This window comes from Flavobacterium sp. P1_E4, from assembly GCF_056405915.1.
Map to the genome: position 1 here is coordinate 35,104 of NZ_JBFUBE010000012.1, position 14,554 is coordinate 49,657.

A 14,554-nucleotide genomic window follows, 5' to 3' on the forward strand; every position below is an offset into this window, starting at 1 on the left:
TAAATGAATCTAACAGTTGTATAGAAAATGCAACAGTTAGATTTTTTTATTTAATATAGAGAAAAAGTTTTTAAAATATGAAAGCAGCTATTGTTACGATTGGGGATGAGATTCTAATTGGTCAAATTGTAGATACAAATTCTGGTTTTATAGCCAAATCATTGGATAAGATTGGAGTTGAGGTTCATGAGATGCTGTCTATAAGTGATTCTCGTGAGCATATCTTAAATACATTTTCACAGCTTCAAAATAAGGTTGATATCGTCATTATTACTGGAGGATTAGGACCAACGAAAGATGATATAACTAAAAAAACATTCTGTGATTATTTTGAAGACGAATTGGTTGTGGATACTGTTGTTCTTGCACATGTAACCGAATTGATTGAGGGTTTTTATAAGCGAGCCATTACTCAAATCAATAAAGATCAGGCTCTTGTTCCTTCAAAATGTATAGTGCTTCACAATCAAGTGGGTACGGCCCCAGGATTGTGGATGAAAAAGGAGGATACTGTTTTTGTGTCGCTTCCAGGAGTGCCATTTGAAATGAAGTATTTGATTGAAAATGAAATCATTCCTAAAGTAGTTCGAGATTATCAGCGACCTTACATTCTTCATAAAACGATTCTTACCTATGGTCGAGGAGAAAGTGCAGTGGCGGAACAAATTGAAGACTGGGAAAATAATTTACCCGAATTTATAAAACTGGCTTATTTACCCGCGCCGGGAAGAGTAAGATTACGACTTTCGGCTAGAGGAACTGATAGAGAGTTAATGGAAAAAGTCATAGAAGAGAATGTGGTTTCTTTGACTAAAATAATAGGAGATATTATTGTAGGTTTTGAAGATGATGAAACTTTAGAAACGGTTGTGGGGAAAATTCTAACACAGCAAGAGAAAACTATTTCTACAGCCGAAAGCTGTACAGGAGGGAGTATTGCGCAGTTGCTTAGTTCAGTTCCTGGAGCTTCTAATTATTTCAAAGGGAGTGTTGTTGCTTATTCAACGGAGGTGAAGCAAAATGTATTAGGTGTTTCGAAGGATTTAGTGGAGGAATATAGTGTTGTGAGTGCTGAAGTCGCTAGGGCTATGGCTTTGAATGTGAAAACATTGCTAAAAACAGATTATGCAATTGCGACTACGGGTAATGCTGGTCCGTCCAAAGGAGAGGCAAATGCCGACGTAGGAACAGTTTTTATTGCATTGGCTACGCCAAATGAAGTTCTGGTTGAAATGTTTAATTTTGGTCAACCACGTGAAAAAGTGATAGATAGAGCTACGGTTAAAGGTGTTGAAATGCTGTTGAAAGAAATTTCGAAAAAAGAGCTATAATTTTTTTGGTTTATAGGTTTATTTTTCTTTTCTTTGCACCCTGATTTTGAATAACGATAAAAGATAAGTATAATGTCAAGAGTTTGTGACCTTACAGGTAAAAGAGCGATGGTAGGAAATAACGTTTCTCACGCTATGAACAAAACTAAGAGAAAATTTTCTGTAAACTTAGTTAAAAAGCGTTTTTATCTTCCAGAAGAAGATAGATGGATTACTCTTAGAGTAGCAGCATCTACGATAAAAACAATTAATAAAAATGGAATCGCTGCAGTTTTGAAAAAAGCGCAGTCAGAAGGATTTATTAAATAATCTTTTCCAAAATAAAAAAATAGCAAGATGGCAAAGAAAGGAAATAGAATCCAGGTAATTTTAGAATGTACTGAACACAAAACTACTGGTGTTGCAGGTACTTCAAGATATATAACTACTAAGAACAAAAAAAATACTCCAGACAGATTAGAGATTAAAAAATTTAATCCAATCTTGAAAAGAGTAACTGTTCATAAAGAAATTAAATAATTAGAGATTTTAATAAAATCTCAAATGTTTACATTAGAGATTGATTAAAATATAAAAAACATTTGAATCATGGCAAAGAAAACCGTAGCATCGTTACAAACATCTTCTAAGAGATTATCAAAAGCCATCAAAATGGTGAAATCTCCAGTAACTGGGGCATATACATTCGTTGAATCTATTATGGCTCCTGAAGAAGTTGATGAATTCTTGAAAAAGAAATAATTAACTATTACATTTTATAGAAAAGCTACTTTCATTCGGAAGTAGCTTTTTTATTTTCTATATTTACACCTTGAAATTAAAAGACTTTTTTGAGGATTTCTGTAAAGACAAATAAGATTGTTTTTAATTGATTTTTCTTGTTTAAGTTGACAAATGTAAATTCCAAATCATAAAACTCCATGAGCTTTTTTAAAAAAATATTCTCCTCAGAGAAAAAAGACTCGAGCTTAAGCGAACAGGCGAAGCAATCATTAGACAAAGGTCTAGAAAAAACAAAATCTACTTTTTTTTCCAAGTTAACCAAAGCTGTGGCTGGAAAGTCAAAAGTAGATGATGATGTTTTAGATAATTTAGAAGAAATTTTGGTTTCTTCAGATGTGGGAGTTAACACAACTCTTAAAATAATCACTCGAATTGAAAAAAGAGTAGAGGCAGATAAATACCTTGGAACTGATGAACTCAATCAAATTTTGAGAGACGAAATTGCGGGATTATTATCTGAAACTAATACAGGCGAAGCAACCGAATTCGTAATTCCGGCAAATACAAAACCTTACGTTTTGATGGTAGTTGGTGTGAATGGAGTAGGTAAAACAACAACAATTGGAAAATTAGCTTATCAATTTAAAAAAGCTGGTTTTAAAGTGGTTTTGGGAGCGGCAGATACTTTTCGTGCGGCAGCAATTGACCAATTACAAATTTGGGCGGATAGAGTAGGTGTGCCTATTGTTCGTCAAGATATGGGAAGTGATCCTGCTTCTGTAGCTTTTGATACGCTGCAATCGGCAGTGGCCCAAAATGCAGATATTGTTATTATTGATACAGCAGGACGTTTGCACAATAAAATTAACCTGATGAACGAACTTTCAAAAGTAAAAAGAGTAATGCAGAAAGTGGTTGGCGATGCGCCTCACGATGTAATGCTTGTTTTGGACGGTTCTACAGGACAAAATGCATTTGAACAAGCCAAACAGTTTACAGCAGCTACCGAAGTGACTTCACTTGCTGTTACCAAATTGGACGGTACTGCCAAGGGTGGTGTTGTTATCGGTATTTCAGATCAATTTCAAATTCCGGTTAAATACATTGGTGTTGGTGAAGGAATTGAAGATTTGCAGGTTTTTAATAAATACGAATTCGTAGATAGTTTTTTTAAATAATAAGTTCATGAATTTTTCTTCCTTAAAAAACGCAAGCCCTATATATTTTTATTTTGTAAGTATTGCGGCTTTTGTGTTGGCAAATATGATTAGAACAACAAGTGTTGGTTTTTATTATGCTTTACTGATTGTTGGATTGGTTTTTTTCTTTTTAGGATTGATGAGAAGGATTAAGAATAAGAAATAGTATTTATAGTTATATTGAAAGTAAATAGTGGTAGTTGTGTAATATTTGAAAGACTTAATTCGACTAGAAGCAATAATGAAGCAATCACAAAAGGGAGAATTTTATGGACAAACTAATAACACTATTAATTTAGAAGGGATTACTTTGACCGATACTGTTTATACTCACGATAAAGTTGATTGGCATTATCACGAAAACGCTTATTTTACCTTTATACTTCAAGGAAATGTAATTGAAGGAAACAAAAAAGAAATTTATAATTGTTCCGCAGGCAGTTTGCTGTTTCATAATTGGCAAGAACCGCACTATAACATCAAACCCGCAGGATTTACAAGAGGTTTTCATATTGAAATAGAAAAAGGGTGGTTTGATAATTTGGAATTTAATACAACAGATTTACAAGGCAGCATTAATATTGCTAACCTCGATTTGAAATTTCTAATGTATAAAATTTTTAAAGAAACAAAAGTTGATGATAACACAACACAACTTTCAATTCAAACATTATTATTAGAGACTTTAGCAAAAATGCTTCGGGCTAATCAAACTGGATCTAATAAAAGACCGAGTTGGGTTTCTGAAGTAAATATGATATTGAATGACCAGTTTTCTGACAATCTTACATTAGATTATTTGTCAAAAACTTTAAATATTCATCCTGTACATTTGTCAAGAGATTTTTCAAAACACTTCAATTCTAGTTTGGGAGAATATATTAGAAAATTAAAAATCCAAAAGTCCTTACAGCTAATCTCAGAAAAAAGCCTAGATTTAACATCAATAGCTTTTGAGTGTGGCTTTTCTGATCAAAGTCATTTCACACGCTGTTTCAAAGAAATCAACGGAATTAATCCGTCCGAATACAGAAAAATCCTTTTCCGTTAATATTCCCAAATGTTAATCCTGTTCTATTTTTCTACAGTATTTAGCTATACTTTTGAGGCTAACTATATAATTAACTATGAAACGGATTTCACTTATATTTTTAGTCATTCTTTTTTTTCAAAGTTCATTTGGACAAACAAAAGATCTTGTATCCAATGATGGGATAACTAACAGTCTGCACAAAGCTAATGTTGGCAGAGTTACCTTCATGAATGGAAATATTCCATTGGACAAATATTCTACATCTGATTTCCTTAAATCCTTCCAATTGACCTATCGGTCAGACCTAAATATCAGGGTTTTTATGGGTAATTCTGTAACGAATTATCTTCATCAGTTAGCTCCTGATTTATCAGCTGAAGAATTACTTAAAAAAGGTAATCTTCAATTTACATTCTATATTGATAATAAATTTATCTATAAAGAAAATATTAATTCAGGATGTAACTTTGGTTCTGGTGGCAACAAAAATACTTCGACTACATTCAGGGTTCCTTTAACCAGCACCAAAGGTGAAGATTGGTGGGCAATGTATATGTGGGACAGATTCAAGCTCAATGGCGGTGAAAAGGTATTAACAAATGGTAAGCATCAGCTCAAAATTGAGATTAGACCTTATGTGAAAATTGATGAAAATAGTGATGTAAAGGTTGGTGGCTTAATTGCTGAAGGTGAAGTTCTGCTCATAATCCAACCACCAAAAATAACTGCAAAACAAATAGCGGTTCAACCTATAGAACAAAACAGCGGTTGGGAAATTTCAGATTTTAGATTTGACAAAAAGAAAATCGAAACCCTTAATACTGAAATCGCCACCTATAATTTAAAGGAAATCACGAGTATAGTTGTAATTCATCAAGGAAAACTTTTGCTTGAAGAATATTTTAATGGTGCCAGCAGAAATACATTGCACGACACCCGCTCTGTGGGTAAATCTTTTGCATCAACACTTATGGGAATCGCTATTAATGATGGTTACATACAGGATGAAAACCAAACATTGAATAAATTTTACAATTTGAAAACGTTTGAAAACTATGAAGTTAAAAAAGACAGTGTCAAAATAAAAGATTTATTGACTATGAGTTCTGCTTTTAATGGCTCTGATATCGATAGCGACTCGCCAGGGAATGAGGAAAATATGTATCCTACTGACAATTGGGTTAAATTTACTTTAGACCTTCAAATGGATAAAGCTAAAACTAATGGAGGCCGATGGGATTATTTTACTGCTGGAATGGTTCTTTTGGGCGATATTTTAGATAAAAAAGTTCCTGATGGGCTAGAAAAATATGCAGATGAAAAACTTTTTAAGCCATTAAATATCACAAAATATCAATGGCAGTATACACCGCAAAAAGTGGTAAATACAGCTGGAGGTTTACAAATGAAATCTTTGGATTATGCAAAATATGTCCAATTGTATAAAAACAATGGTGTTTGGAATGGTAAACAAATAATACCAATTGAATGGGTGCAAAAAACTTTTACACACCAAATTCAGATTCCCGAAAGAGATAATCAATTTTATGGTTATTTATTTTGGAATAAGTCTGTTACCTATAAAGGCAAAAACTATGAAACATTTTATTGTGCTGGAAATGGTGGAAACGAACTTATTGTCTTCAAAGAGCTTCCGCTTGTGATTATTATAACTTCTAAAGCATATAATAAACCTTATGGGCATCCACAGGCTGATAAGATTGTTAAGGATTTTATTTTACCGTCATTAATAAAATAAAAGCTTTACTCAAGAATAGGTGTCTTGGCAATTTGTGAATTTTGAAAATGAGGTTTTTTCGTTTTGCTTAAAATACTCATTTTCAAAATTTGAAAACGGCTATAGGTATTTTAATCTACTGATATAAGGCACTTATTTTTGACCATAATGTTTCATCAAAATCGGATAAGGCTAGATTTACGTTATCTGCTGCATCTCCCATTCGGATGATAACCATTTTTTTGCTGGGAACTACATAGATTTTCTGGTCATTTTTGCCCAAAGCCATAAACATATCGTTTGGAGCTGTTGGTATAATAGTACCTTGAAAAGTAGCCTGTGATTGTGGTAAATGATAATTGGCTTTGCCGTTTAGCCACCATAAATAACCATATCCCAAATTAATGTTTTGAGAAGTATTGGTTGCTTCGTTAAAATAGTTTTCGTTCAAGATTACATCATTTTTCCATTTTCCTTTATTGTACATCAATAATCCAAAACGTGCCATACTTCTTGTGGTACTGCTGTAAACAATATTGTTGCCAATTGTAAACCAAGTGCCATTCATTCCTATTTTATCCCTTAATTTGGTTTTGAAATAATTATTCCAAGACTGTCCACTTGCTTGTGCAATGACATCTTGTAGTTTCACATATACATTATGATACGCCCAACGAGTGCCTGCATCGGCAGTGTAAGTTAGGGCTGAGGGCGAAACATCATCTGTTGTGTCGTCCAGTCCAGATGTCATGTTCAATAAATTTTTGCAGGTGATTAAATTCTCTTTTGCTAGCGGAGCACTTGTCCAACCTGTTCCTATATATTGTGAGACTTTGTTGTTGATGTTGATGAGGTTTTCCTGTTGTGCAATTCCTGTCAGGGTTGATGTCAATGTTTTGCCTGCACTTGCCCAATACCAATTGGTTGTAGCATCATGATCGTTGAAATAATTTTCCATTACTATGCGTCCGTTGACAAGGATGATGAAACCTTTGGAATGTTTGAGTTCCAAATAATCTAAAAGAGGTTGAACAGCTGATTGTTTCCAACTAAGGCTTTCTATGGATTTTGTTTCCCAAGCGGTTCCTGTAAGCGGCGGGAAATATAATATCTCTTCTGGTGTAGGATTTGGTTCTGAATTATCAGAGGAGCAGTTGATACAGGAAAGTGCAAAGATCAGTAATAGTATTGATTTTGACATGGTTGTGAAGGTTAGTTTTGGGTAAGACCAAAAATGTCAAAAATAGTTTAATGAGAAGGTGAAATTTTTATTTTCTTTGGATTTTTAAAGTTTAACTTTGTCGTATTAATTAGAGATGTTGATAAGCGGAATGCCCTAGCCCTGATAGAAGCGGTATCTCCTGATTTAGAAAAACAAGGTTTTTTTACCGTAGTTTTTTTTAATCGGGAATACAAGCGGATAGCAGGATAAAGCTCCTTAAAAAAAGAAATATTCTATGAGAAAAGTATTAGGTGTTTTACTGGTTGCCCTTTTTTTTGTTGGATGTAAGCAAAAAATAACTCCTGCTGAAGTTGCGAAAATCAACGGCTATTGGGAGATTGAAAAAGTGATTTTTGAGGATGGAAACGAGAAGCAATATGGTATGAATGAATCGTTTGATTATTTTCAAATTGACAAAAAAAATGTGGGGATTCGCAAGAAAGTGATGCCACAATTGGATGGAACATTTTTGGTGAATGATACGTTTGAAAATGTAAAAATACGCTTTGCTGATGACCAAACATTTTTAGATTACAGTACTCCTTATATGAAATGGAGTGAGGAAATATTGGCTTTGACAGATAAAGAATTGGTAGTTTTGAATGCAGAGAAAAAAGAATATCATTATAAAAAAACGGGACCAATAAATCTAGATGACTATGGCAAAAAGACTAAATAATCAAAGTTCGATAGGGGACGTTTTGAAGCAAATTATCGAGGTTAATAAATTGCAATCAGGAATGGATGAGATTGATGTGAAAGATGCTTGGCGTAATTTGATGGGGAACGGTGTGAACAGTTATACCAGTAATGTGGTTTTGAAAGGTTCAACATTGTATGTCCAGTTGACATCGGCGGTTTTGCGGGAGGAATTAAGTCACGGAAAATCTAAGATTATAAAAATGATTAATGAGGAATTGCGCAGAGATGTGGTGAGGGATGTTGTTCTTAGATAGCAGAAATAAGAAGGCAGAAAAGCAGTAAAGAATTCCTAGATTATATAAAAAAATCCCATTCAAAAGAATGGGATTTTTTTATATAATCTGTAATCTGAATACTAAAACTGCTCTCTTCCTGCGAAATGAAAAGCTCCTTCGATAGCAGCATTTTCGTCGCTATCAGAACCGTGAACTGCATTTTCTCCGATAGAAGTTGCATATGCTTTACGGATAGTGCCTTCAGCAGCTTCAGCTGGGTTTGTAGCACCAATTAAAGTTCTGAAATCTTCAACCGCATTTTCTTTTTCTAAAATAGCAGCAACAATTGGTCCACGAGACATGAATTCTACTAATTCTCCGTAAAAAGGTCTTGCAGCGTGTACAGCGTAAAATGCTTGAGCATCTGCAACTGTTAATTGAGTTAATTTCAAAGAAACGATTTTGAAACCACCGTTTGTAATCATTGCCAATATGTTACCGATGTGTCCGTTTTGAACAGCATCAGGCTTAATCATTGTAAAAGTTCTATTAGTTGCCATTTTTTCTGTGTTTTAAAATTTTGTGCAAAAATATACTTTTTTTATCGAATGATTTTAGCAAATCGTCAATTTAATGGCGAAAATCTGTTATTACTGTGATTTTTATATTTTTTAAACTTTAAAGTACATTTTCTTTTTGTAGAAATACGCCAAAAGTATCGTCCATAAACTTACATAAAGAAGTGCAAACACTAATGAAGCTGTCATTGGATTATTGAAAAAAGGTTGTACTCCGAATGCATACAAATAGTCTAAAAGATTGATTTGTTCTGTTGGTATTTTTGGGTTTGGAAACGAAATTGCGACAAAAGCTTGCGGAATAATTTCGGATAGAAAGAAAACGATCATTGGATTCACTCCCCAGATTAGGAATAATTTGGTTCCTTTTTTATAATCGGCAATATCAATGCAATAGTATAAAATGGTCAAGACCACTGTGGCTAATCCAGCAGTGTATAAAACGAAAGAACTAGTCCAAAGTGCTTTGTTTATTGGAAAAATAATATTCCAAAGTTGTCCTGAGGCAATAAGGGCGATCCCTATAATTGCCATTTTTTTGGCTTTTTCCAATTTTAATAATGGACTGTTGAGCAACTGTCCAATTAGTAAGCCTATTATTCCGGTAGCAATTGCCGGAATCGTGCTTAATATTCCTTCGGGATCCCAAGTATTGGTTACTTCCCACATATGTCCTTTTAATAAAAAACTATCTACCCAAGCAGCTAAATTGGTTCCTTTTTCGAGGTTAGTGATTTCGAATCCGGGTGCCGGAATAAGAGTTATGATAGCCCAATAACCTAGCAATATTCCGATAGCTACGAGTAATTGTATTTTTTGATTCGTTTTTAGGTACAAAAGGGAGGCAATGAAATAGACAATTCCGATGCGTTGTAACACACCCGGAAGTCTTACTATTTTATAGGCTTCGATACCGCTATAGGCTAAGATTAAATAAATTGCAAAAATTGAAACTGCGAAGTAGGTTTTTATTTTAGCATTGAAATTTCCCATCAATGCATATCCAACTGCAGCAGTTATAATTAAACGACCAATTACTAATGGAATTCCTTCTAATCCGAAGAGTTGTATTTTTCCGAAAAAGTTAAAAAAGACACCTAAGCAAAACATACGCAGTGAACGCGTTAGAATTTTGTTGAATGTTGTGCTGTCATAGTTTTTAGTTGGCATTGCAAAAGAAATAGCCACTCCCATAATGAAAATAAAGAATGGAAAAACCAAGTCGGTAGGAGTACAGCCGTGCCATTCGGAGTGAAGTAAAGGAGGATAAACGGTTGCCCAGCTACCTGGATTGTTAACAATGGTCATTAATAAAATAGTCAATCCTCTAAATACATCAAGTGAAATAAGGCGGTCTTTCGTCATTGGGTTTTTGGTTAGTTTTGGGAGATTTATACTTTTAATCTAAAGTAATGATATTGAAATTTTGTTCTAATGGTTTAAGTTGGCTCATTATTTGCGGAATTAAACGTTCTCCATTTTCCAAATAAAACTCAGAAAAATTAGCTTGACGCTCCTGTAAACTTTGGTTAGGAAATAATTCGTTTTGCAAGTCAATGATGCGTTGTAGCTCATCGTGAAACTTTCTTTTTTGGGCAATAAGTAATCTCTTTTCGAGAGTTTCCAAGCCTTTGGTTTGTTTTACTTCTTGTGCTTTTACGGCTCCTAAGAAAGATTTATCAGTATGATTGGCTAATTCTAAAATTACCTCGAATTGTTTTTTTAATGTTTCTTTCTGCTCGGAAAAATCAATCGGGAAATCCGATAGTTTCTGGGTAATGCGATTGACTAAAGCAGCTTGTTTTGAAAATAAATCAGACCAGGACAGATTTAATCTGTCGGCCTTTTTGTTTTGTTTTTCGGTTGCCAAAAGGACAGAGTTTCTTAATAACAATATTGGGAAAGTTACTTTTGCGGAAGCGAAAAATGATTTCAATTCGAACCAATAAGCAATTTCTCCACCTCCACCAATGTAGCATAAATTGGGAAGAATGACTTCTTGATATAAAGGACGCATAATAACATTGGGACTGAATTTTTCAGGATTGCTTTCTAATAATACTAAAATTTCAGATTCAGTGAATTCAATTTTGGTATGATTGACTCTGTAAATTCCATTCTCAAGAATAATTCGTTCGCGCAAATCATCTTCAATATAGAATAAATTGATTTCGCGCGGATTTACCTGAACCGAATAGTCTTTTAATTTTTCAATGGTTTCTGTTACTGCTTTGAAGGATGTTTGATACAGTAATTCCTCTTTTATGTACGCTATAAAATTGCGTTTCAAATCCTGATGATCCGCATCAAGAATAACCAATCCATAATAACCAAAAAGTTCATTTGCCAAATATCTGGTGGCATCAGCTAAGTTGTCATGCTTAATATAAGAATCTTCAAATATTTTTTTGATAGTGTTAGCATTGGTGCTGGAGCCTATTTCGAGTGCATATATTTCGAGGAAATCGTCCAACCCTTCAGTAGATAATCTTCCGACAGGTCCAGTGCTTTCTCTGTTCCAATGGAATTTTTTTCCTTTGAAACTGAAATAATTAATTTCTTCAAAATCATGGTCTTCAGTAGCCATCCAATAAATGGGTACGAAGTTATGGGACGGATATTTTGTTTTTAATTCCTTGGTCAGATTGATTGTAGAAATAATTTTATACAAAAAGTATAATGGACCAGAAAACAAATTCAGCTGATGTCCTGTAGTAATAGTGAAAGTATCGGCATTAGCCAAAGCTTCAATATTTTGTTTCGTCAAATCAGATGTGGGAATTTTTGAATATTGGTTTTTCAGAACCGTAACTAAAACCTCTCTTTTTGTTTTGAAATTGTTATTGCCGTTACCGTCGAAATTTTCTTTTTTTTCCTTTATTTGTGATTCGAAATTTTCAAGATTTGGGAATCGATTGTAAAACAGTTGCGTTGGCTCTTTTTGGTTTAAATAATCATTCATCAAAGAAGAGAAATATCCAGAGTTTTGGTAGCTGATACAGTCGGTTGGCATATTCAAAGTTTATTTGATGCTAAATTACCAAAAAATATTGGAACAAAATCTTAGTTACTTTCGAAAAATAAAGCAACGTCTTAGTTTAACATTATAAAATACATATGCAAGAAATAACCAGATCAGCCAAAGTGAATTCTTTAAAACATATTCTTTTTGGTAGTTTAATAGGTACGACGATAGAGTTTTTTGATTTCTATATTTATGCCAATGCCGCCGTTTTGGTTTTTCCGCAATTGTTTTTTCCAAGTGCAGACGCTACGATGGCAACCTTACAATCGATGGCAACCTTTTCTATTGCTTTTTTATCTCGTCCATTGGGTTCAGCCTTTTTTGGGCATTATGGTGACAAAATTGGCCGTAAATTTACTTTAGTGGCAGCTTTGTTAACAATGGGAATTTCTACTGTGACCATTGGTTTTTTACCAAGTTATGCCAGTATTGGTATTGTTGCTCCTTTGTTATTGATGTTGTGCCGATTTGGTCAAGGAGTTGGTCTAGGAGGAGAGTGGGGAGGAGCTGTTTTATTAGCTATAGAAAATGCACCACCCAACAAACGTGCTTGGTATGGAATGTTCCCGCAACTAGGTGCGCCAATTGGTTTGCTACTTTCAGGCGGGACTTTCTTGTTGTTAACAGATTCTATGAGCAGTAAAGATTTTATGGATTATGGATGGAGAATTCCTTTTATTGCCAGTTCACTTTTGGTTGTAGTTGGTTTTTATATCAGAACTAAAATTACCGAAACTCCTTCTTTTGAAAACTCTAAAAAAGAACACGAAGAAGTTAAAATTCCTTTTCTTACTTTGGTTAAATCATATAAAAACCAATTGCTTTTTGGAACATTGGCTTCTATTACAACTTTCTTGGTATTTTATTTAATGACCGTTTTTACATTGAGTTGGGCAACATCCGATTTGGGTTACGAGAAAAGAGACTTTTTATTGATTCAGTTGTTTTCGGTATTATTTTTTGCCCTGTTTATTCCAATTTCTGCTGTAGTTGCGGATAAAATTGGGCGTCGCAAAATGTTAATTATTGCTACGACTGCTATTGCTTTTTTTGGTTTTTTCTTTTCACATTTTTTAAATTCCGGAAGTATGGTAATGGTAACTTTCTTTTTGTGTACTGGAATGGCTTTGATGGGATTTACTTATGGGCCTTTAGGAACATTTCTTTCTGAATTATTTCCTACCACGGTTCGTTATTCAGGAGCTTCATTGACTTTTAATATGGCAGGAATTGTTGGAGCAGCTTTTGCACCTATGATTGCCATTTGGCTAGCCTCAACTTATAGTTTGACCTATGTGGGTTTCTATCTTACAATTGCGGCTTGCATTTCGTTGTTTTCTTTATTGGCGATTAGCAAGAAGGAACACAAGTTTTAAATTAATTAGGTAAAAGAGTTTGTTAATGGTATAACATAAGTTTGATTGCTAATTTGGAGCTGAAAGATTTTGCCTTTTAAGCATGTTTACTCCCGCTATCCGTTTCAATACTAATGTGCCGAACACCGGCTTATAAGGATTTCCACTATCGGGGCTAGGCAGGAGGTTTAGCTTTTCATAACACGAAGAAAAAGATGAATGGAGACACTCTGAGCATCAATGGAGGACTGGGCATTATTTTGTATAAACTCAAAAAAACACCCAAATTAGCTAAAAATGTCTTGGTTTCTGGAAAGGGAGAGGGATAGAAGCAAGCTACCAAAGTAAAGGCGGATAGCCCGACAGCATTAGGAAAAGGGGCGAATGGCGACAAAGTGGGATAGCCCCTGTCCCTAATGGTGGCTCCCCAAACGAATCTTGATAATTATCAGGACGAACTGAGGAAGTAAATAGTTGTTTAACCCAGATATTCCAACTGTGTTATGAAGGCTAATGCTGATTCTGGGTTTAAGGTGCGATTAGGGACAGTTATGAAAGTTTATTATTTCTTAAAATAATCATTCAGTAATTTTTTTGTCAAAATGGTGGCACCATCAATATTCATGTGGCCACAGGTTGAAAAATAACGATCATCCCGGACCACCGTGTCATACCTTTGAATTTCGGGATACAACTTGGTTACCTCTTCAAAATACTCCCGATTTTTGGTGTTCTCACATATTGGGGTAGTGACAGCGATCAATCGGATGTGATTTTTTTGACACAGATTCTTTATTTTTTCGTAACTAACATTACGTTTGGCAATTAGTCCGGTCAAATTGTTTTTCATGTTTTTACCCGAGCCTTTCAAAGCATAATAGCCGCCATTTTGTAGAACGCTACTTTGTTTTCCAAGAAAAGTCTCCCAACATTCCCTAAAACCTATAACGGCACCATACTCAATATACCTATAAAAAGGGACATAACGCCAATAGTAAAAATCAGGTTGAGATGACAAATAGTTGGCAATAGTTGTAGAATGATGTATAAAGGGTAAAAATTGCGCAGTATATTTTGGAGATGGTTGTTGGTCTCCGCCAATATTTAAATCAATTTGAATAATTAGATTCTTGATTTGATAATGACGTTCAATCATTAATTCCAGCATCAAGGCAGTTTCGTATAAATGGGATCCGCTCACTCCATAATTATAAGTTTTGAGACCTTGTTTTTCGAAAATAGAAGAAATAAAATGATTGTTGGCACGCGAGGAACCCATGAAAATGACATCAAAATTCTTCTGTTGAGAGTTGTAAATTGCGTTAGTTTTATTTCGATTGCTATCCTGCAGATAGACTTGGGTAAATGCCCAATCAAGCAGGCAAAATAACACTAGCATAAGACTAAGCAATTTGGCTATAAAAAGGATAAAT

The 14,554-nt window shown here is 34.3% G+C and carries 15 protein-coding genes; 10 read left to right on the forward strand and 5 right to left on the reverse strand.

Annotated features, from left to right (window positions below; genetic code table 11):
• Positions 1-77 precede the first annotated feature (77 nt).
• The 7 genes from AC1DY0_RS12285 (at position 78) to AC1DY0_RS12315 (ending at position 6,045) form a co-directional block, all read left to right on the forward strand.
• A complete protein-coding gene (locus AC1DY0_RS12285) occupies positions 78-1,331 on the forward strand; it encodes a competence/damage-inducible protein A (RefSeq protein ID WP_477188890.1) in 1,254 nt (417 codons plus the stop codon).
• A 72-nt stretch (positions 1,332-1,403) separates the two neighbouring features.
• Positions 1,404-1,640: a 50S ribosomal protein L28 gene (rpmB, locus tag AC1DY0_RS12290; protein ID WP_024980263.1), complete on the forward strand. Its 237-nt coding sequence runs from the start codon at positions 1,404-1,406 to the stop codon at positions 1,638-1,640.
• Between the two features lie 27 nt (positions 1,641-1,667).
• Positions 1,668-1,850 carry a 50S ribosomal protein L33 gene (gene rpmG, locus AC1DY0_RS12295; protein WP_007805817.1) on the forward strand — a complete coding sequence of 61 codons (183 nt, stop codon included), beginning with the start codon at positions 1,668-1,670 and terminating at the stop codon, positions 1,848-1,850.
• Between the two features lie 69 nt (positions 1,851-1,919).
• Entirely contained in the window at positions 1,920-2,072 is a 153-nt protein-coding gene (locus AC1DY0_RS12300) for a DUF4295 domain-containing protein (RefSeq protein WP_100429907.1), read from the forward strand.
• 179 nt (positions 2,073-2,251) lie between these two features.
• Positions 2,252-3,232: a signal recognition particle-docking protein FtsY gene (gene ftsY / locus AC1DY0_RS12305; protein WP_477188891.1), complete on the forward strand. Its 981-nt coding sequence runs from the start codon at positions 2,252-2,254 to the stop codon at positions 3,230-3,232.
• 262 nt (positions 3,233-3,494) lie between these two features.
• A complete protein-coding gene (locus tag AC1DY0_RS12310; RefSeq protein ID WP_477188892.1) occupies positions 3,495-4,304 on the forward strand; it encodes a helix-turn-helix domain-containing protein in 810 nt (269 codons plus the stop codon).
• Positions 4,305-4,380: 76 nt separating this feature from the next.
• Positions 4,381-6,045 carry a serine hydrolase domain-containing protein gene (locus AC1DY0_RS12315; RefSeq protein ID WP_477188893.1) on the forward strand — a complete coding sequence of 555 codons (1,665 nt, stop codon included), beginning with the start codon at positions 4,381-4,383 and terminating at the stop codon, positions 6,043-6,045.
• A 115-nt stretch (positions 6,046-6,160) separates the two neighbouring features.
• On the opposite strand, the gene AC1DY0_RS12320 is transcribed toward AC1DY0_RS12315, so the two are convergent.
• A complete protein-coding gene (locus AC1DY0_RS12320) occupies positions 6,161-7,225 on the reverse strand; it encodes a serine hydrolase domain-containing protein (RefSeq protein ID WP_477188894.1) in 1,065 nt (354 codons plus the stop codon).
• A gap of 256 nt (positions 7,226-7,481) precedes the next feature.
• Between AC1DY0_RS12320 and AC1DY0_RS12325 the strand changes: the two genes are divergently transcribed.
• Both AC1DY0_RS12325 and AC1DY0_RS12330 read left to right on the forward strand, forming a co-directional pair.
• On the forward strand, positions 7,482-7,925 hold the full coding sequence (locus AC1DY0_RS12325; RefSeq protein WP_477188895.1) for a hypothetical protein: 444 nt from the start codon (positions 7,482-7,484) through the stop codon (positions 7,923-7,925).
• Positions 7,906-8,202: a DciA family protein gene (locus AC1DY0_RS12330; RefSeq protein ID WP_477188896.1), complete on the forward strand. Its 297-nt coding sequence runs from the start codon at positions 7,906-7,908 to the stop codon at positions 8,200-8,202. The genes AC1DY0_RS12325 and AC1DY0_RS12330 overlap by 20 nt, the downstream gene beginning before the upstream one ends.
• Before the next feature lie 101 nt (positions 8,203-8,303).
• Here the strand turns inward: AC1DY0_RS12330 and AC1DY0_RS12335 are convergent, their stop codons facing one another.
• The 3 genes from AC1DY0_RS12335 to bshC all read right to left on the reverse strand — a co-directional run bounded on the left by AC1DY0_RS12335 (position 8,304) and on the right by bshC (position 11,754).
• On the reverse strand, positions 8,304-8,723 hold the full coding sequence (locus tag AC1DY0_RS12335; RefSeq protein WP_100429911.1) for a nucleoside-diphosphate kinase: 420 nt from the start codon (positions 8,721-8,723) through the stop codon (positions 8,304-8,306).
• 111 nt (positions 8,724-8,834) lie between these two features.
• The gene (locus tag AC1DY0_RS12340; protein ID WP_477188897.1) at positions 8,835-10,106 is read right to left on the reverse strand and encodes an acyltransferase family protein; all 1,272 of its coding nucleotides are present in this window, start codon (positions 10,104-10,106) and stop codon (positions 8,835-8,837) included.
• 34 nt (positions 10,107-10,140) lie between these two features.
• Entirely contained in the window at positions 10,141-11,754 is a 1,614-nt protein-coding gene (bshC, locus tag AC1DY0_RS12345) for a bacillithiol biosynthesis cysteine-adding enzyme BshC (protein ID WP_477188898.1), read from the reverse strand.
• Between the two features lie 104 nt (positions 11,755-11,858).
• Here bshC and AC1DY0_RS12350 point away from each other — a divergent pair, with 104 nt between their 5' ends.
• The gene (locus AC1DY0_RS12350; protein WP_477188899.1) at positions 11,859-13,142 is read left to right on the forward strand and encodes an MFS transporter; all 1,284 of its coding nucleotides are present in this window, start codon (positions 11,859-11,861) and stop codon (positions 13,140-13,142) included.
• Between the two features lie 541 nt (positions 13,143-13,683).
• On the opposite strand, the gene AC1DY0_RS12355 is transcribed toward AC1DY0_RS12350, so the two are convergent.
• Positions 13,684-14,520, reverse strand: coding sequence for a hypothetical protein (locus AC1DY0_RS12355; RefSeq protein WP_477188900.1), 837 nt, complete (start codon positions 14,518-14,520; stop codon positions 13,684-13,686).
• Between the last annotated feature and the right edge of the window lie 34 nt (positions 14,521-14,554).

Excerpts from the sequence above, each read along its gene's own strand:
- AC1DY0_RS12350 (WP_477188899.1), top strand. The coding sequence starts at position 11,859 with ATGCAAGAAATAACCAGATCAGCCAAAGTGAATTCTTTAAAACATATT.
- AC1DY0_RS12300 (WP_100429907.1), top strand. The coding sequence starts at position 1,920 with ATGGCAAAGAAAACCGTAGCATCGTTACAAACATCTTCTAAGAGATTA.
- bshC (WP_477188898.1), bottom strand. The coding sequence starts at position 11,754 with ATGCCAACCGACTGTATCAGCTACCAAAACTCTGGATATTTCTCTTCT.
- AC1DY0_RS12325 (WP_477188895.1), top strand. The coding sequence starts at position 7,482 with ATGAGAAAAGTATTAGGTGTTTTACTGGTTGCCCTTTTTTTTGTTGGA.
- rpmG (WP_007805817.1), top strand. The coding sequence starts at position 1,668 with ATGGCAAAGAAAGGAAATAGAATCCAGGTAATTTTAGAATGTACTGAA.
- rpmB (WP_024980263.1), top strand. The coding sequence starts at position 1,404 with ATGTCAAGAGTTTGTGACCTTACAGGTAAAAGAGCGATGGTAGGAAAT.
- AC1DY0_RS12315 (WP_477188893.1), top strand. The coding sequence starts at position 4,381 with ATGAAACGGATTTCACTTATATTTTTAGTCATTCTTTTTTTTCAAAGT.
- AC1DY0_RS12330 (WP_477188896.1), top strand. The coding sequence starts at position 7,906 with ATGGCAAAAAGACTAAATAATCAAAGTTCGATAGGGGACGTTTTGAAG.
- AC1DY0_RS12320 (WP_477188894.1), bottom strand. The coding sequence starts at position 7,225 with ATGTCAAAATCAATACTATTACTGATCTTTGCACTTTCCTGTATCAAC.
- AC1DY0_RS12285 (WP_477188890.1), top strand. The coding sequence starts at position 78 with ATGAAAGCAGCTATTGTTACGATTGGGGATGAGATTCTAATTGGTCAA.
- AC1DY0_RS12335 (WP_100429911.1), bottom strand. The coding sequence starts at position 8,723 with ATGGCAACTAATAGAACTTTTACAATGATTAAGCCTGATGCTGTTCAA.
- AC1DY0_RS12310 (WP_477188892.1), top strand. The coding sequence starts at position 3,495 with ATGAAGCAATCACAAAAGGGAGAATTTTATGGACAAACTAATAACACT.
- ftsY (WP_477188891.1), top strand. The coding sequence starts at position 2,252 with ATGAGCTTTTTTAAAAAAATATTCTCCTCAGAGAAAAAAGACTCGAGC.
- AC1DY0_RS12340 (WP_477188897.1), bottom strand. The coding sequence starts at position 10,106 with ATGACGAAAGACCGCCTTATTTCACTTGATGTATTTAGAGGATTGACT.
- AC1DY0_RS12355 (WP_477188900.1), bottom strand. The coding sequence starts at position 14,520 with ATGCTAGTGTTATTTTGCCTGCTTGATTGGGCATTTACCCAAGTCTAT.